This window comes from Pelolinea submarina (genome assembly GCF_003966975.1).
In the GTDB taxonomy this organism is placed as follows: Bacteria; Chloroflexota; Anaerolineae; order Anaerolineales; family Anaerolineaceae; genus Pelolinea; species Pelolinea submarina.
Window position 1 is genome coordinate 2,159,018 of the sequence record NZ_AP018437.1, and the last position, 17,259, is coordinate 2,176,276.

A 17,259-nucleotide genomic window follows, 5' to 3' on the forward strand; every position below is an offset into this window, starting at 1 on the left:
TTCTTTCAAAGTTTTTTACATTGAGAAATGGAGCCGACGATGACAAACATCCAAGTTGATGAATTACAGCACTTTATGAAGACAGCCTTTATCAAACTCGGTGTATCTGAACAGGATGCACAGACCTGCGCCGAAATTTTGATTACTTCCGACTTACGTGGAATTGAATCCCATGGGGTCGGCCGCCTGCGTATGTACGTGGACCGTATTCACAAGGGCTTGATTGAAACCAATGTTCAGCCGCAAATTGTGCGTGAATCCCCCACCACCGCGGTTATCGATGGACAGCACGGTATTGGCATGATCATCGCGCATCAATCCATGCAAATGGCCATAGATAAAGCGCACCAATATGGGATGGGTGCCGTGGCCGTTCGCAATTCCACTCACTTCGGAATCGACGGTTATTATCCCTTGATGGCAATTTCAGCCGGTATGATTGGCATGAGTTTTACCAATGCCCGTCCCTCGGTTGCGCCCACTTTCGGCGTTCAGCCCATGTTGGGAACCAACCCAATTGCTTTTGGCGCTCCCACCGACGAAGAGTTCCCCTTCCTGTTTGACGCGGCCACTTCCATCACCCAACGCGGCAAAATCGAGGTATTGCATCGAAAGAATGATCAACCGGCTTCCCCGGATTGGGTCATCGGTTCGGATGGCCAATCGCTAACCAACCCCGGTGAAATTTTGCAGAAATTGGTAAGCAATGAAGCTGCCCTGCTTCCCTTAGGCGGATCGAAAGAAGAATCCGGCAGTCATAAAGGGTATGACCTCTCCACCATCGTGGAAATACTCTCCTCAGCACTGCAATCCGGCGCTTATCTATCCGCATTGTCCGGTTTAACTGCGGATGGGAAGGAAACTCGGTTCAAAGTAGGTCATTTCTTCATGGCCATGAACATCGAGAATTTTGTGCCCCTGGATGAATTCAAGCATAATATGGGCGGCCTCTTGCGTGAGTTGCGGGCTTCCCGCAAAATGCCCGGCAAGGACCGCATCTACACTGCCGGTGAAAAAGAATACTACATCGAAAAAGATGTTCGCAAGAATGGCGTTTATATCAATGACAACCTGAAAAAAGACCTGCTGCACGTCAAAGATATCCTCAACATTGCTGAGCTTTCTCTTGAGTAAACGACGGCGGATTAAATGACAATTAAAGGTATTGTTTTTGACTTTGACGGATTAATTATTGATACAGAGACACCCGAATTAAAAGCCTGGCAGGAGCTATTTAAAAGCTACAACATTGATTTTCCATTCCAGGAGTACATCCAGAATATTGGAATGACCTACGATGATGCATCGGCCATAAAAATACTGGAAGAACGCTTAGGACGCAAATTAGACCAGAATGCGGTGTTCCAGGATTTCAAACGCCGCAAAGTGGCATTGATCGATGAAGAACCGCTGTGTGATGGCATCATGGATTACCTGGAGACTGCCCGGGAATTGGGAATCAAAGTTGGCCTGGCTTCCAGCGCTAAATTGGAATGGGTCGGCTATCACATTAAGCGTAAAGCGATTGAACCGTATTTTGACGTGGTATACACCGTTGAGGATGCGTCTGCGCCCAAACCCGATCCGGCATTGTACACATTGACAGTGAACACATTCGGTCTTCAACCCCATGAAGTCATCGCATTGGAAGATTCCTACAACGGTATTCAATCCGCTAAGGCCGCCGGATTGGTCGCCGTGGCCGTACCCAACCCGGTCACAAAAGTATTCGATTTTAGCCAGGCTGACCTGATCTTGGATAGCCTGGCGGATATTAGCCTGCCAGATTTAATGGAAAAGTTCGCCTGATTTCCTCAAATATTTATGAATGATCTTAGGTAATTTTAAGGTCTTTCTATCAAAATTTTTCTAACTCTTGTAGAATAATACATAACATACAATAGATGGTAACCTTATTTTTGCCAGGTATATATGACTTTTGAAGATTTATTGAAGATTCTGCCGGAAAATTATAGTGTTGTTGATCGTGAACTGATCAAGAATGCTTATACATTGGCGGAAGAAGCTCACCGCGGTCAATTGCGCGCTTCCGGCGAACCTTACATCACGCACTGTGTTGCCGTGGCATATATCCTGGCAGAATTGAAAGTTCCGCCAGTCATTATCGCGGCAGCCTTGCTGCACGATACGGTTGAGGACACTTCAGTAACCCTGGATGATTTGAAGAATAAATTCGGAGATGAGATTGCATCTCTGGTGGATGGTGTCACAAAGCTGACCAATCTCCCGCGTGTTTCGCGCGGCGGGAAGCGGGAAGATGAAGGAAAACTCCCGTCAGGAGTCCACTCTGAGGAAGACCAACTCATTATGGGTGAGGCTCTTGAGAAAAGCCGTAAGAAAGACTTGGCCACGGAAACACTGCGGAAAACCCTGATGGCTATGGGGGACGATGTCCGTGTGGTGATGATCAAACTGGCCGATCGTCTCCACAACATGCGCACTTTGAGCTACATCCCTGAATCAAAACGCTACCGTATCGCCAAAGAGACCATGGATATCTTTGCTCCCCTCGCCAATCGGCTGGGAATCTGGCAAATTAAATGGGAATTGGAAGATCTGGCTTTCCGCTATACGCAGCCGGAAGAATATAAAGCCATCGCTGAAAAGTTGTCTGATCGCCGTGTGAATCGTGAGGCAGAAGTTAATAAAATCATTGCAGAGCTTGAAAAAGTTCTCAGTGAAGGCGGGATCAAAGCTGAAATCAGCGGGCGTCCAAAGCATATTTATTCTATATATCAAAAGATGGTTCAAAAGGATAAATCCTTTGAAATGGTACGCGATCTGCGCGGTGTGCGCCTGATTGTGCAGGACATTCCATCATGTTATGCCGCTCTGGGTATTATCCATACTCACTGGCGGCCGATTCCCAACGAATTCGACGATTACATTGCCGCCCCGAAGGATAATTTCTATCAATCCATTCACACCTCTGTAATTTATAACGATGGTAAACCTCTGGAAGTTCAAATTCGTACGGAAGCCATGCATCACTCTGCTGAATACGGTATCGCTGCGCACTGGCTTTATAAAGAAAAAGGCAATCAGGACGACCACTACCAGCAGCGTGTAACTTGGCTGCGAAAGCTAATGGAATGGCGCCAGGACGTAGATGATGCCCAGGAATTCGTTGATGGGGTCAAATCCGACGTATTTGAAGACCGTGCATATGTATTCACGCCGCGCGGCGATATCATTGACCTCCCCATCGGTTCGACGCCTATTGACTTTGCCTACGCCGTGCATACCGAGGTCGGCAACCGCTGCCGCGGCGCGAAGATCAATGGCAAACTGGTTCCACTGGATTACAAGCTTAAGACCGGCGACCAGGTAGAGATTCTGACTGCTAAACGCGGCGGTCCTTCACGTGATTGGCTGAATATGCACTTGGGATTGGTTAATACCCAGCGTGCGCGCGCCAAAATCCGCCAATGGTTTAAAAAGCAGGATCGCGAACAAAACCTATCTCAGGGCCGTGAAATTCTGGATAAGGAATTGAAACGTCTGGGGATTGTAGACCTCGATATCGACGATCTGGGTAAGTACTTTGAATATAAAGGCTCTGAGGACCTGTACGTGGCTCTGGGCTGTGGTGATTTGGCTATTGGCAAGATCATCAACCATATTCAGGAAGTTGAAAAAGAAAATAGTGATCCGCTCTTCACCGTTTCTCCGGTGGCGGTTGAACGCAAAGACAGCGAATCTGTCAACGTTCTGGGATTGAAAGGCATCCTGACCAGTTTCGCTAAGTGCTGCAACCCTGCTCCTGGAGACGAGATTGTCGGCTATATCACCCGTGGGCGTGGCGCGACTATCCATCGCAATGACTGTCCCAATATCCTGCGCATGAAGGACAGGGAACGCCTGGTAAAGGTCAGCTGGGGCGAAGCCAAACGCACCTTCCCGGTTTCCATCATGATTAAGGCTTACGACCGCCAGGGCTTGATGGGCGATATTTCCACAGTGCTCGGCAATGAAGGCATCAACATGCGCGACATCCATATCACCATCTCCAATAATCTGGCTACGATCAATTTGTTATTGGACATTGGTGATATCAGCCAGTTAAGCCGCGTACTCACACTCATGGAATCCCTTCCAAATGTAATGGAAGCCTTCCGTGTCAAACCCGGATAAATTCTTTAAATAACGTGAACCAATAACGCTTCAGAATGAAATGAAGCAATTTTTTTATATACACCCCCTGTCGCTGGTTTCAAAAAACTTGTTTAAAGTTATTTCTTGTCTTTTTTCTCTTTCTTTTCCTTCTTTTCTTTCTTATCCTTTTTTTCTTTTTTCTCTTTCTTTTCTTTCTTTTCCTTTTTATCCTTCTTGTCCAAGTTTTCTACTTTATCTTTCTTGTGTTTCTTTTCCTTTTCGTCCTTGTCTTTTTTACCCATAGTATTTCTCCTTCAAGCCAGAATATTTGATAATTTGATTATATATGCGGTTTTATTTCTAACTATACATAATAATTATTAATATCCTGTTAAATCGGTTAAATAAAAAACGCCCCTTCCGGAGCGTTTAGGCTGGGGGCAAAGGATTCGAACCTCTATATACAGATTCAGAGTCTGCAGTCCTGCCGTTAGACGAGCCCCCAAAATGGGTGCGGGCATTATTTTACCACTTTTTTATTCCCGCACATAGATTTTTCTTAAATTAATTTTAAACTTTCTTCAACCCTTTGAATAGTGCGTTCTTTGCCTAAAACCTGCATGCAATCAAACAAAGGCGGGGTCGCACGCTGACCGGAAATTGCTTCCCGCAGGAAACTGAAGAATTCTTTTGGAGTGAGCTCATTCTGATTCATATAATCCGTTAGTTTTTCCTCCAGCACCGCAATTGTCCAATCAGAAACTCTGTTTATCACGTTCAGAGCCCCTTCGCCAATCCGGTGGGTTTCCTGGCTGGTTTTGCCTTCAATTGCCAATGATTCTGGTGCATGCGTAATTGAGTTCTTGAAAAGGAACGCGCACTTTTCTACAGAATCATCCAGCGTCGTGATACGGTCTCTGACCAGAGGCGCAATGGCTTCCATATCCTTGATAGTCACGTTATAACCCGCTTTTTCAAAGAAAGGTTGGATACGCCCACCCAAATCGGTGTCATCCAGCACTTTAATATGTTGCTTGTTGAAATAATCCAGCTTGGAGAAGTTGATTGCGGCCGGAGAGGGATTCAATTTTTCCAGCGAGAATTTCTCTACCAGATCATCCAGGGTAAAGAATTCGGTATGGTCGTCGTAACTCCACCCCATCAGCGCCACCCAATTGATCACTGCTTCCGGTAAATATCCCAAATCTTCAAGGTCCTTGATAAAAATGGAATAGCCGTCATTACTCAGGTCGGCCGCTTCACGCTTGCTCATCTTTCCTTTTCCACTTGGTTTTAGGAACACGGATAAATGCACCCATACCGGTTCTTTCCATCCAAATGCCTGCCAAATCAGGCTGTGCAAAGGAGAAGTAGGCAGCCATTCCGATCCGCGGATTACGTGGGTAACTTTCATTAAATAATCATCCACAATCGCGGCCAGGTGATATAAAGCCCAACCATCAGATTTCACCAGGATAAAATCATCCAGGTTTGCATTCTCAAATACAATATCGCCGCGCAGTAAGTCGTGCACTACAGTAGTGCCCTGTTTGGGGGATTTGAAGCGGATAACGTGTGGTTCTCCGTTCTTTACCCGCTCTTCGGCCTCTGCTTTGTTCAGATTGCGGCAAAACCCATCATAATGGGGAAGCTGTTTGTCTTTTTGTTTTTCCTGCCTTACTTTCGATAAACGCTCCGAGGAACAAAAACAATAATACGCCATGTCCTTTTCAATCAGCTCATGGGCGAATTTTTGGTAAATTTCTTTTCTTTCCGATTGCCGGTAGGGTCCGTACGGGCCGCCCTTATCGGGACCTTCATCCCAATCAATCCCTAACCAGCGCATACTGTTCATCAGTTCTTCTTCTGCGCCTTCTACGAGCCTTTTACGGTCAGTATCTTCAATTCTCAGGATAAATTGCCCTTGTGTCTGTTTGGCAATTAGGTAATCATATAATGCCGTCCGCGCCGATCCCAAATGAACATGGCCGGTAGGCGAAGGGGCAAATCGAACTCGATAATGGTTTTCCTGTGACATCTTCCTCCAGATGCTAACTAATATTTCCCTTTCGCAGGGATACGCTTTCAACCAGTCCGATGCCCAGAATGGTGCTGAGCAGTGAACTGCCTCCGTAACTGACAAATGGCAATGGCAACCCGGAAACAGGCACAACGTTCAGGTTTACACCGATATTCACGGCTGCCTGAAAAAACAGCATGGCTGCATAGGCATATGCGATCAATGAACCATACAGGTCGCTGGCAGAGCGCCCAACTTCCAGGCAGCGCCAAATGACAAATACGATCAACAGCATGACCACCATCGTGCCGACAAAACCGAATTCCTCCGCCATAGCCGAAAATATAAAGTCGGTGTGCCGTACTTTTAGGAACCTTAATTGAACTTGTGTGCCCTGTCCATAACCCTGCCCCAAGAGTCCGCCAGAGCCAATGGTAATTAATGCTTGTTCCACATTATAGGTATCGCCATAACTGGCTTCCGGGTCGGGGAAAATGAAGTTAAGAATGCGGCCTCTTTGATAGTCTTCCAAAAGCGGAAACGCGGCTGCTATCAAAACAAGTCCTACTATTCCCAAAATGAGCAAGTATTTCAAAGGTAATCCACTGATCCACAGAAGCGCGGCCCAGATTACCATGATAACGATTGAGGTACTTAAATTCGGTTGAAGCAAAATCCAAATGACCACACCAAACGTCATCAAAAAACTTTGGATTATCCATTTCATGTCATGGGGTTTATCATAATTCTTGGCAAAATAATCAGCCAAAACCATAATCATCAGGATCTTCACAATTTCAGAGGGTTGGATCATGATGACACCCGTATCCAACCAACGGGCTGATCCATAACTAACCTCTCCAACCACGTAAATTACGATCAGTGAAGCGATGGCAAAAATGTAGATGAATCGGGCCAACGATCCCCAGTAATGGTAATCAATTGCTGCCATGATCAACATCAAAACCGTTCCGCCAGCCAGATACAACGGCTGCCGGGATACGGCTTGTTCCAGGTTTACATTTCCGGCTATGGCAGATTGGATCATCATGATGCCAAAGATGCTCAGGAAAATGGCAGCACCAAAGAGCCAGAAATCGAAATTTCGCCAGATAATTCGCTTCATTTTATTTTTTAATTAATAATTTATTCTGGTAATTAACTTACCTTTTTACGGTCATAATGCTTCAGGGGAATATCAGCCACTAAACGCTGTTCCCGGCCTTCATGCATCATGGTAATTTTCACAGATTCCGGTTCAATCGCGATATGTTGGGAGATAGTTTTTAATATATCATCCTTGAGTTCTTCCATCGTTTCCGGGTTGATGTCCGTGCGGTCATGAATTAATACTAATTTCAACCGCTCTTTTGCCTCATCAGCGCTGCCGGTTTGGCCGCTGATCCTTTTTAGCCAATCAGCCATTTCATCAACCTCCTTTTATTTAAACATCCGCGATAATTTATGTAAGAAATCGTCCTTGAAATCCATATTAAGTAGAGGGATTTCATCTCCCATCAATCTACGGGAAATGTTTCTAAAAGCTTGTCCTGCCCTGGATTTTTCGTCCAAAGCCACTGGTTTCCCGACATTGGTACTTACAATCACATTTTCATCTTCAGGGACAATTCCGATCAATTTGATGGCCAGTAATTCCAAAACATCTTCCGCGTCCAGCATATCACCGCGCTGTACCATAGCCGGATTCAAACGGTTGATGATCAGTTTGGCGGGTTCTTTCTGTTCTGCTTCGATTAGCCCGATAATCCGATCCGCGTCCCGCACTGCCGATACATCCGGATTAGTAATCACCAGAATTTCATCGGCCGGTGCAATTGCGTTTCTGAATCCTCTTTCGATTCCTGCCGGTGAATCAATAATGACCCAATCGGCTTCATCGCGTAAATCTTCTCCCAATTTCATCATGTCGCTGGGTGAAATGGCATTTTTATCGCGCGTTTGAGCAGCGGGGATGAGATGTAAATCATCAAAGCGTTTATCACGAATCATGGCTTGTTTTAGTCGGCAGCGGCCTTCTATTACATCCACTAAATCGTATACAATGCGATTTTCCAGTCCCATTACAACATCCAGATTGCGCAAGCCAATATCTGCATCCAAGCAAACCACTCGTTGACCTATTTGGGCCAAAGCGACGGCAAGATTAGCGGTGGCTGTAGTTTTACCAACCCCTCCTTTTCCCGATGTAACCGTTATTATTTTTGCTGTCATGCTTTCCTCAAATGAATAGATTATTAATAGATTATTTTTATTCTATCAGTTTATGTTGTTCCCAATCGACAAACCGCAGACTATTTCCCTCAATGATAACTTTACATACTTTTTTCTTGGGTTTTATTTTTAATTTACTTTCACGATAAGCTATATTGGCTATGCGCATTTTTTCTGTGCTGATTTCCAGTGCGGCAATGACCTCTTTTTCCGAACCTTCAATTCCTGCATACACTGTTCCTTTTATCTTTCCCCATACATAAATAGACCCGCTTGCAATTACCTCGGCTCCCGGATTGATATCCCCGTCAACAATCACGGTACCGGAGTATTTTACGGAAGTGCCCGACCTTAGTGTTTTTTTTATCATCAGGGCTGATTCACCGTCATAGAGCGCCCGCGGCAAATCTTCCTCATTTACTTTCAAAACACTCTTTTTCGTGGATAGTCCCAGAGTTTCCGCAACAGCTTCGGTTGCGGGCGATTGACTTAATAATGCAAAAAGTGTCACATTACGGTCGGCTAATTTATCGCGCAATTTGCAAACCTCAACCGCGCGTAATTTTCTCTCACCGACATCAATCGCAATCTTGGCGCCTTCGAAGAATTCACATCTTCCATCAATCTGCTGCATCAGGGCATCAAAGTTTTTCTGCCAATCCCCCTCTCCCATCGTAACCAGGAGCCCTTCTCGAAATCCTTTTATCGGGAATGCTTCTAATTTTTCCATGGCTCTATTCTTCCCTGCTATTCAATTTCTTCGACTACTTCCGGCTCACCGGCATCAATTGCCTTTAGCTCAAAATACGCTTCAAAGACTTTACGTGCAATAGGACCGGCCACACTGGCTCCCTCACCACCGTTGTAGACAAACGCCACCACGGCGATTTCAGGATCATCATAAGGAGCATATCCCACAAACCACGAGTGAGTTGGCCAACTGCCGGGAATGCACAATCCTTTTTCCTGGGCAACATTATCGCAGTATTCCGCCGTTCCGGTCTTGCCCGCAACCGGGATTTCTTTTCCATTGATGATGATGTTATTCAGGTAGTTATGGGCTGTACCCTCAGTATCAGCGACAACTTTGCGCATTCCTTCCTGAGTCAGGTCAATAACCCAGGGAGCCACGGTTTTCTTTTCTTCAGTGGCAATTCCGTTTTCGTCAAAAACAGTGATCAACGGATCTTTGGTAATGTCCCATTTTACTTTTGGGGTAAAAGATTGAATCACATTTCCATCAGAATCCAGCACCTCTCGAACCAGTGTCGGCTGCATATAAACTCCATCATTGGCAATAATGGCCGCGGATTCTACTACCTGCAAAGCGGTGGAAAGCACATAGCCCTGGCCCATAGCGGCAATGTAAGTGTCTCCGGTGGACCAGTTTTCGCTCATATTAATACGTTTCCAAGCGGAAGTTGGGATCAATCCTTCAGCTTCACCAGGCAATTCGATCCCAGTAGCCTGTCCGTAACTCAGTGCTTTGGCATATTCAGCCAACCGATCAATTCCCAGGCCCTCATCAACTTCTCCCGCGTAACCGCCGCCTACTTTATAGAAATAGATATCGCAAGAAAGCGCAATCGCGCGGGTGTAGCTGACTTGTCCATGCCCCAATTCGTCATAACATACATATTCCCGTTCATAACCAGGGTCGTTTGGAGAATATTTCTCAGTAATCGTAATTTTGCCAGGGCAGGTCAGACTTTGGTTTGGCGTAACTACTCCTTCATTCATAACGCCTATTGCGGTTGACAGCTTAAAGACAGATCCCGGGGGATGTTCCGCTGAAATGGCATGGTTAAACAACGGCGTTAAAGGATCAGCCAGGAGCTGATTGTAATAATATGCGGGGATGTATTTCGCCATACGATTGTTTTCAAACGTAGGGTAAGACACCATTGCCAGGACTTCTCCTGTTTTGGGGTTGACTGCGATAGCCACACCGTTTGATGATCGGATGGTATTGAAATACCGGTTCCACCATTGAATTTCCCCGATCAGCGCAGCTTTGGTTGCGGCTTGAAGTCGGGTGTCAATGGTCAATTTGACATTATTCCCAGGTATCGGGTCAACGGGAGGTTCCAGGTCGCGAATCTCTTTACCGGCCACATCTACTTCCACCACGCGCTTGCCATTCTTTCCAGCCAATATATCGTTGAGTGTGGATTCCACACCTGCATAGCCAACTTTGTCGCGATCGGTGACAAAGCCTTCTTCACGATAGTATTCTTCTTGCGTAGCCGGAATAGGGCCAAGGAACCCGATTATTTCAGATGTCATATCTCCGGTTGGATATTCTCTGATAGGTTCGATCTTAATTCCAACGCCCGGCCAATCTGTTGCTTTTTCGCTGATGATCATCGCGGTTTCTTTATCAATATCGCAAGCGACATTCACCGCGGTATAGGGTGCGTTTGTGTCCTGAATAATCACTATTTCAGCTATACCGAAATCGGTATAGCAGGGTGTAAAAAGTTTTACCGTATCATCGTTTAGCACCCCATTGGAGACAGGAATGTCAATCAGTGGCGATAATTCCCGATAGATCTCCTGGATTGCGCCCGGAAGTGGGTTCACGGTTGGATCGCCCGGCAAGTCTGCCGGTGTTATCGTCACATTATAGGATGCAACGTTGCGGGCCAGTACGACTCCGTTGCGGTCCATGATAATTCCACGTTCGGTTTGGATATTGATCTCATTGGTACGGTTGTCTTCAGATTGTTCCAGGTAATAATTCCCGTTGATTATCTGGACAGTAAACAACTTCAATGTATAAAAACCAAATACAATTGCGATTAATATATAAATGAAGCGAATACGCCACTTATCAATTACAGGCTTATTTCCCTTTGCATTATTCATAATCTTCTCCAGGAAGTACCCATTGCCGCAAATCGGAAACAACCACGTACATTGGGAAAACGAAAAACAAATTTAGTAGCAAGCTGGGTAGTGTTATATTTCGCAAACTGGTTATTAATCCTGCGTTTACGCCATTTACTTGAAGGTAAAAAATGCTCAGGATATGTTGAAATATTGTTCCGATGAATACAACAATTATCAACATTAATATTGGTGATTGCCATATTCGCCCAAATAATATTTTTGCTAAAAGTGCAACAAAAATATAGGAAGCAATAGGGATATAAAATGGCATGGCAGTGATCAAAGCAGTAAACAAACCGCCGACCAACGCCCACACGAATGCATTATATCCTTTCTCCTTGACACCCCAACAAGCAACGCCAATTAACACCAAATCAGCACACCCATTAATTAAAGTGATGCGGCTAATGGCTGTTGATTGCAGCACGGATAACAACAGCATAAAAGGGATTGAAACAAAATTAGCAAGCATTATCGCTCTGTCTCGTTTGTTAAGGGGGAAATATTGGTAGTCTGGAAGTTGGTAATAACCAATACTGCCCGTAGGGTATCGAAATCGACAACTGGCTGTATATAAGCAGTTTGGAATAATTCATTCTCAGTTTTCTGGATATCTACAACTTGTCCTACTAAAATGTCTGAGGGATAATTGCCGCCCAGACCGGAAGTCAGAAGAATATCACCGGTATTCAAAGAAACATTTTGATTGAGCATTTCCAAAGTGATATCACCGCTAATGGAGCCTTCAATCAGCGCGTCAGCATCCTGCGTTTGCAGCGTAACATTAACAGTAGATTGCGCATCTGAAATCAATTGCACGCGAGCCGCACTGGCAGTCACAGCTTCCACCCTCCCCACCAAACCCTGCTGGGTCACTACGGGCATTCCATAACGGATGCCGTCGTCCGAGCCGTGGTCAATAATAATGTATTGCAGAAACGGGCTGGGGTCGCGGCCGATGACCGCTGCCGCGATATATTCATCAGCGGGACGGGACCGAGCGTAGTCGAGCAGTGAGTAAAGGATATCCGCTTCTTGCAGTTGCTCTTGAAGTTGGATGATTTGGCTCTGTAAATTGGCCACTTCATCCTCCAATTCCGAGTTGCGTTGAATCAGTTCAGTTACATCGCGTGGAAGCGTAAAGAAATCGTAAACCGCCATGAAACGTTCAGATAACCAGCGTTGGGCAGCCACGAATGGATCCATTACAACCCCCAAGACCGGCCTTAAATATCCACTTAATGCCAGAAAAAGTATCCCGATTATCAAGAATACAACCACTGCGTTGCGCAGCGTGTTGGATGATACTGGTTTCATACTTATTTTAGTTTGTTAAGCTTATGCTCAACCAGATCTTTGTTTGCTTGAGCGGTCTACATCCACTAATAAATGCTGGAAACGATTCAGGTCTTCTAAGACAATACCCGCCCCGCGTGCCACGCAGGTCATCGGGTCTTCAGCCAGCCAAACATGCATTTTTAACTCGTTCGCTAATCGCTGTACCAGGTTCTGGAGTTGTGAACTTCCGCCTGCCATGCAAATGCCGGTATCCAGTAAGTCAGCTCCAATTTCAGGCGGTGCCTCATCCAAAGCATCTTTAATGGTGTCAATGATTACTTGCAGGGATGGCTGCAACGATTCTCGAATTTCGATAGATGAGATTTCCAATGCTTCCGGTAAACCCGTCACCAGGTTCCGGCCGCGGATGGTCATGGTTTTTTCGGTTTCCAGGGGATATGCCGATCCAATCTGGATTTTAATATCCTCTGCCATGCGTTCGCCGATGAACAGATTATATTTGTTGCGGATATAGTTGATGATATCCTGGTCCATTTCATCGCCGGCGACTCGCAGTGAACGTGAAACTACCATGCCGCCCAGCGAGCTGATCGCGACTTCAGTAGTACCACCGCCGATGTCCACGATCATGGTGCCGCGTACGTCTGCCATGGGCAAACCCGCTCCCAGGCTGGCAGCCAGGGGTTCTTCGATCAGATAGACTTCACGCGCACCCGCTGCCATGGCCGCGTCGAAAACAGCGCGTTTTTCTACTTCGGTTGCTCCGGAGGGAATACCTATCACCACACGCGGTCTCGGCATGGGAACAATGGATTGTTGGTGAACACGTCCAATGAAATATCCCAGCATAGCCTGGGTAATTTCGAATTCTGAAATGACACCATCCCGCAGCGGTCGTAGAGCGACTATGTTATTGGGAGTACGGCCGATCATTTCTTTTGCCTGCGCGCCAATCGCCAAAGGTCGGCGTGTTCGCTTATCAATCGCAACCCATGATGGTTCCTGGATCATGATGCCCTTTCCCCTTACATAGATGAGGGTATTAGCGGTACCTAAGTCGATACCCAAATCAAGTGAAAACAGCCCCATCAACCAATTTACAGGATTAGTAACCAATTAACGCTCTCCTATTTGCTTAAAAGCGAATTTATCATTTTTATCTTAAAAATCGGGCAGTATTATAACATTATAACGAAAATTCTATTTTTTTAGGTTTTTTCCTTGTTTTTGTTATAAACTTGACAGGCCTATCTGCACTCGCTATAATTTCATTCTATGTGCGGGTGTAGCCAAGTGGTAAGGCAGTAGCTTCCCAAGCTACCATTCGTGGGTTCGAATCCCATCACCCGCTCTCTTTTTATCCTACCCACCTATTTAATATATCACCCAAGTTATCCGCTATCAAATCAGGCTTGAATGGTGAATTCTCCAAATCTTCTCTTTTAGTTTCTCCGGAAAGCACCAGGATGGTTTTGATGCCGGCCATGCCCATCGCAATATCCGTGTATAAGCGGTCGCCAATCATAGCAATCTGTTTTTTCGAATAACCGGTTTTTTCCACCACCGCGTCCACAATGTGCACGTTGGGTTTGCCGATGATCACGTCGGCTTCTCGTCCTGTAGATGCCTCGATCAGCGCCATGAAAGAGCCAATGTCCGGAATAAATCCATTCTGCACCGGGCAGTTAAAATCCGGATGTGTGGCAATGTATGGTTTGCCCGCCCGCACCAGGTCGCAGAAAATCGTCAACTTTTCGTAAGTCAGCGTGGTGTCGAAGCCCAGTACGGCATAATCAGGATCTTCTGCGGTCAGCTCGAACCCGCTGCGTTTGAATTCATCTTCCAACGCCTGCGTTCCCACCAGATACACTTTCGCGCCTGGCTGTCGCTTGTTCAGGTAGATTGTTGTCGCAGCGCCTGAGGTGAATATTTTTTCAACCGGCACATCGAATCCAAGCTTATGGATTTTCTCGGCGTACAGACCGGCGTGTTTTGAAGAATTGTTGGTTAGGAATAAATAGTCAATACCATTTTGGCTCAGGTAATCCATAAAATCCAGAGCCCCAGGTAGAAGTTCATTTCCCAGAAAAAAAGTGCCATCCATATCTAATAAAAAGCATCGTATGTCATTCAAGAAAGTCGTCATTGTTTTACCTGCCTATAAATATGATATCTGAACTTTACGCTGCCAATTCTAAACCATTTCACGAAATATCCTTTTTTTTCATTTTGTCCCTTTATAATGGGGCTATACAATGTCTTTCATACTACAAGGATGAAATTTGAAAAGGTTATTTCTTGATTTCTTAGCTGATCAGATGTCACATCCATATTATCCATTCGTCTCAGCTTTGATTGGATTTTGTGTCGGACTTTTGATTTATATCTATCACTTTCAACTACCTCTTTTCAGTAAGAGCCAGATTGTCCTTTGTCTGGTTATTGCCTTGTTCGTAGCCATTCTCGTTGATATCTTCCTCACCAAAATCACCTGCCCAATTTATCATTCCATATCGCAATGGAAGCAAGTCGTTATTTTGATCGCCACCATATTGGCAAGTATCGTTCTTAGCTTAACTTTTGTGTATGCCGTCCCGCATATCTATCCACTTTATCCTGAACATACGCTGACCGTGAACTTAAACATGGAAGACTTGCCCGCAGACAGCGATGGCCTTTACTTCAGCCATCTTCAGTTGGCCTATCGGGATGTCAGCTTTAACGAACTGGTTATCAGCGGTGACCATGAAGTAAATGAAGATTCAATCTATTTTCCTCCGGCACAAGCCGCTGGCTTTTCCTGGCGTGGGATTACCGGTGAAGAAGCCGTTATCTTTTTCCAATCCACATCCGAGCCGCATTCCGTTGAGATTACTTGGGATGGTCACAGCCAACAAGTTGATCTGGGCTCAAATGCAGATGTTTCCGAATTTGACCAGGAGTTTTCAGTCCTTCCATATGAACATCGCATCGTTAACCTGGCGGCCTTCCCCATCATTTTTCTAACCATTTTTATCTTATCGACTGGAATCTTCAGCCGGCATCCTTATGCTTATATCCTTTTGCTGGTGTGGTTATTTGTCTTCGTTGTATTCTGGCCCGGCATCATTGGTGATGTCAGTATTCTGGCAGTGGATGAATTACAACAAGGTCATCCAACCGATTGGCACCCAATTGTCTTTACACTACTGGTTGCTTTTTGCATCAATAACCTTTCTTCTGCATCTTCTGTTCTGATTATTCAAATCACCGGATTGGCATTATTGGTTGGCAATGCGTTCTCTTTCTTAAATAGTAAAGGTGTCTCGAATAAGGTATTAATTCCGCTTACCTGTATTTTTGCCCTTCTTCCAACCAATTTCATGTCCATAATTACATTGACCAACGACATCCCCTACAGCATCGTGCTAATGGGCCTGACCTACCTGGCATTTAGAATTGTGTTATCCCAGGGGAAATGGATGGAGAGCAAATTCAATCTACTTCTTTTGACAACGGCCGCTTCATTGGCAATTCTCTTCCGGTACAACGGCATTCCGGCGGTTGGTTTCTTTTTTCTTTGTCTGTTTATAATTTACCCGAGATTATGGCGAAAATCATTACTCAGTCTTTCCCTGGTAATCGCAATCTGGCTTTTTATCAGCGGTCCTTTTTCCTCGCTGTTAAATGTGACCCATGATTCTCAGGGGCATTTGGACAACATTCTCCTGCACCATATCAGCGCGCATGTCGTCAACGGTACTCCGATGACCGATGATGAATCCGCTTACCTGGATACTTTGCTTCCATTAGAAGAATGGAAATATTCCTGCTGCTCCAACACAGCCATGTGGGCTAATGATGATTTCGACAGAGATGAGTTTCACGCCAATTCCACCCTTAATCGCCAATTGGAAATATCACTTTTTCAACGCAATCCCGGATTGGAAATCTCGCATATGTTGTGTGCCAGCGATATCGTTTGGAACGTTTCCGGTGGTTGCGCGATCAAGCATCCATTTGTAGAAGAAATAAAAGGAAAATACTATTGGACCCGCAGTTATATTCCCCAATATCTGGAAGACTCATTTTTACCAGGTTTAATCGATCCAATTTCCGCCTGGCTAATCAGCCTGGATGAGAACGCTTTTACCTCCGCGCTCCTCTGGCACCCAGCCTGGTATCTATATCTTGGCATCCTTTGCACAGTTATTTTCTCTCGCAGGATCAAATCCTGGCGGGGAGTATTACTCCTTGCGCCTTCCCTGGGACAATCACTCTTTTTACTTTTATTCAACCGCGTCCAAAATTTCCGCTACCAATATTGCATTGTATTAGTGGGCTTTCTTTTGCTGGCAATTGCATTTTATAAACCAAAAATAGAAGGAGAATAGGTGCCAGTCGATCCTAAAAAATATCACACCCAAACCAAGGTCCGCTTGGTTTTTTGGTTTATATTTTTGCTTATCACGGTAGGCCTGGGTATGATCTGGTTAATTTATGGGAAGAATGCCGCTTTCATGGGATTTCTTTGCCTTATTGGGATGGCTGTTCCGGTCGGTTTGGTAGCATTGGTGATGCTTGGATTAGATAAGATTGTAAAAAAAGAGTAGGGATTTAGAATTTACTGTTTTAATTTCAGAATTTTCAGACTAATTATTTCATTAATGATATAGTATTAAATGTAAATTGTATGAATTTAACATTGCGGCACGAGGGAA

At 45.2% G+C, this 17,259-nt stretch carries 16 protein-coding genes and 2 tRNA genes; 6 read left to right on the forward strand and 12 right to left on the reverse strand.

Annotation, left to right across the window (positions count from 1 at the left end; all coding sequences use genetic code 11):
• Positions 1-39 precede the first annotated feature (39 nt).
• From Pelsub_RS09560 to Pelsub_RS09570, 3 genes are all read left to right on the forward strand, one after another.
• Positions 40-1,134: an Ldh family oxidoreductase gene (locus tag Pelsub_RS09560; protein WP_198418333.1), complete on the forward strand. Its 1,095-nt coding sequence runs from the start codon at positions 40-42 to the stop codon at positions 1,132-1,134.
• Between the two features lie 15 nt (positions 1,135-1,149).
• On the forward strand, positions 1,150-1,809 hold the full coding sequence (locus Pelsub_RS09565; RefSeq protein ID WP_116223958.1) for an HAD family hydrolase: 660 nt from the start codon (positions 1,150-1,152) through the stop codon (positions 1,807-1,809).
• A gap of 123 nt (positions 1,810-1,932) precedes the next feature.
• Positions 1,933-4,155, forward strand: a complete 2,223-nt coding sequence (locus Pelsub_RS09570; RefSeq protein ID WP_116223957.1) for a RelA/SpoT family protein — start codon at positions 1,933-1,935, stop codon at positions 4,153-4,155.
• 98 nt (positions 4,156-4,253) lie between these two features.
• On the opposite strand, the gene Pelsub_RS15665 is transcribed toward Pelsub_RS09570, so the two are convergent.
• From Pelsub_RS15665 to mreB, 11 genes are all read right to left on the reverse strand, one after another.
• Positions 4,254-4,418: a hypothetical protein gene (locus tag Pelsub_RS15665; protein ID WP_158675065.1), complete on the reverse strand. Its 165-nt coding sequence runs from the start codon at positions 4,416-4,418 to the stop codon at positions 4,254-4,256.
• A 132-nt stretch (positions 4,419-4,550) separates the two neighbouring features.
• Positions 4,551-4,621, reverse strand: a tRNA-Gln gene (locus Pelsub_RS09580).
• Between the two features lie 54 nt (positions 4,622-4,675).
• Positions 4,676-6,154 carry a glutamate--tRNA ligase gene (gene gltX / locus Pelsub_RS09585; protein ID WP_116223956.1) on the reverse strand — a complete coding sequence of 493 codons (1,479 nt, stop codon included), beginning with the start codon at positions 6,152-6,154 and terminating at the stop codon, positions 4,676-4,678.
• 13 nt (positions 6,155-6,167) lie between these two features.
• Positions 6,168-7,262 carry an FtsW/RodA/SpoVE family cell cycle protein gene (locus Pelsub_RS09590; protein WP_116223955.1) on the reverse strand — a complete coding sequence of 365 codons (1,095 nt, stop codon included), beginning with the start codon at positions 7,260-7,262 and terminating at the stop codon, positions 6,168-6,170.
• A 32-nt stretch (positions 7,263-7,294) separates the two neighbouring features.
• Positions 7,295-7,561 (reverse strand): cell division topological specificity factor MinE, encoded by a 267-nt coding sequence (minE, locus tag Pelsub_RS09595; protein ID WP_116223954.1) that lies wholly within the window; start codon positions 7,559-7,561, stop codon positions 7,295-7,297.
• A gap of 15 nt (positions 7,562-7,576) precedes the next feature.
• Positions 7,577-8,368, reverse strand: a complete 792-nt coding sequence (minD, locus tag Pelsub_RS09600; RefSeq protein WP_116223953.1) for a septum site-determining protein MinD — start codon at positions 8,366-8,368, stop codon at positions 7,577-7,579.
• 37 nt (positions 8,369-8,405) lie between these two features.
• Positions 8,406-9,098: a septum site-determining protein MinC gene (locus Pelsub_RS09605; RefSeq protein WP_116223952.1), complete on the reverse strand. Its 693-nt coding sequence runs from the start codon at positions 9,096-9,098 to the stop codon at positions 8,406-8,408.
• A gap of 17 nt (positions 9,099-9,115) precedes the next feature.
• A complete protein-coding gene (mrdA, locus tag Pelsub_RS09610) occupies positions 9,116-11,236 on the reverse strand; it encodes a penicillin-binding protein 2 (RefSeq protein ID WP_116223951.1) in 2,121 nt (706 codons plus the stop codon).
• Positions 11,229-11,732, reverse strand: coding sequence for a hypothetical protein (locus tag Pelsub_RS09615; protein ID WP_116223950.1), 504 nt, complete (start codon positions 11,730-11,732; stop codon positions 11,229-11,231). Before Pelsub_RS09615 ends, mrdA begins: the two co-directional genes overlap by 8 nt.
• Entirely contained in the window at positions 11,732-12,577 is an 846-nt protein-coding gene (mreC, locus tag Pelsub_RS09620; RefSeq protein WP_116223949.1) for a rod shape-determining protein MreC, read from the reverse strand. Before mreC ends, Pelsub_RS09615 begins: the two co-directional genes overlap by 1 nt.
• A gap of 27 nt (positions 12,578-12,604) precedes the next feature.
• Positions 12,605-13,648 (reverse strand): rod shape-determining protein, encoded by a 1,044-nt coding sequence (gene mreB / locus Pelsub_RS09625; RefSeq protein ID WP_116223948.1) that lies wholly within the window; start codon positions 13,646-13,648, stop codon positions 12,605-12,607.
• Between the two features lie 190 nt (positions 13,649-13,838).
• On the opposite strand from mreB, the gene Pelsub_RS09630 reads away from it, so the two are divergent.
• Positions 13,839-13,910, forward strand: a tRNA-Gly gene (locus Pelsub_RS09630).
• A gap of 6 nt (positions 13,911-13,916) precedes the next feature.
• On the opposite strand, the gene Pelsub_RS09635 is transcribed toward Pelsub_RS09630, so the two are convergent.
• Entirely contained in the window at positions 13,917-14,705 is a 789-nt protein-coding gene (locus Pelsub_RS09635) for an HAD-IIA family hydrolase (RefSeq protein WP_116223947.1), read from the reverse strand.
• A gap of 172 nt (positions 14,706-14,877) precedes the next feature.
• Between Pelsub_RS09635 and Pelsub_RS09640 the strand changes: the two genes are divergently transcribed.
• On the forward strand, positions 14,878-16,932 hold the full coding sequence (locus Pelsub_RS09640) for a hypothetical protein (RefSeq protein WP_126440481.1): 2,055 nt from the start codon (positions 14,878-14,880) through the stop codon (positions 16,930-16,932).
• Positions 16,933-17,151, forward strand: coding sequence for a hypothetical protein (locus Pelsub_RS09645; RefSeq protein WP_116223945.1), 219 nt, complete (start codon positions 16,933-16,935; stop codon positions 17,149-17,151).
• Positions 17,152-17,259 lie beyond the last annotated feature (108 nt).

Bases quoted from the DNA above. Each gene is read 5' to 3' on its own strand.
- minD (WP_116223953.1), bottom strand. From the start codon at position 8,368: ATGACAGCAAAAATAATAACGGTTACATCGGGAAAAGGAGGGGTTGGT.
- Pelsub_RS09570 (WP_116223957.1), top strand. From the start codon at position 1,933: ATGACTTTTGAAGATTTATTGAAGATTCTGCCGGAAAATTATAGTGTT.
- gltX (WP_116223956.1), bottom strand. From the start codon at position 6,154: ATGTCACAGGAAAACCATTATCGAGTTCGATTTGCCCCTTCGCCTACC.
- Pelsub_RS15665 (WP_158675065.1), bottom strand. From the start codon at position 4,418: ATGGGTAAAAAAGACAAGGACGAAAAGGAAAAGAAACACAAGAAAGAT.
- Pelsub_RS09560 (WP_198418333.1), top strand. From the start codon at position 40: ATGACAAACATCCAAGTTGATGAATTACAGCACTTTATGAAGACAGCC.
- Pelsub_RS09615 (WP_116223950.1), bottom strand. From the start codon at position 11,732: ATGCTTGCTAATTTTGTTTCAATCCCTTTTATGCTGTTGTTATCCGTG.
- Pelsub_RS09590 (WP_116223955.1), bottom strand. From the start codon at position 7,262: ATGAAGCGAATTATCTGGCGAAATTTCGATTTCTGGCTCTTTGGTGCT.
- Pelsub_RS09635 (WP_116223947.1), bottom strand. From the start codon at position 14,705: ATGACGACTTTCTTGAATGACATACGATGCTTTTTATTAGATATGGAT.
- mrdA (WP_116223951.1), bottom strand. From the start codon at position 11,236: ATGAATAATGCAAAGGGAAATAAGCCTGTAATTGATAAGTGGCGTATT.
- Pelsub_RS09605 (WP_116223952.1), bottom strand. From the start codon at position 9,098: ATGGAAAAATTAGAAGCATTCCCGATAAAAGGATTTCGAGAAGGGCTC.
- Pelsub_RS09565 (WP_116223958.1), top strand. From the start codon at position 1,150: ATGACAATTAAAGGTATTGTTTTTGACTTTGACGGATTAATTATTGAT.
- mreB (WP_116223948.1), bottom strand. From the start codon at position 13,648: ATGGGGCTGTTTTCACTTGATTTGGGTATCGACTTAGGTACCGCTAAT.
- mreC (WP_116223949.1), bottom strand. From the start codon at position 12,577: ATGAAACCAGTATCATCCAACACGCTGCGCAACGCAGTGGTTGTATTC.
- Pelsub_RS09640 (WP_126440481.1), top strand. From the start codon at position 14,878: ATGTCACATCCATATTATCCATTCGTCTCAGCTTTGATTGGATTTTGT.
- minE (WP_116223954.1), bottom strand. From the start codon at position 7,561: ATGGCTGATTGGCTAAAAAGGATCAGCGGCCAAACCGGCAGCGCTGAT.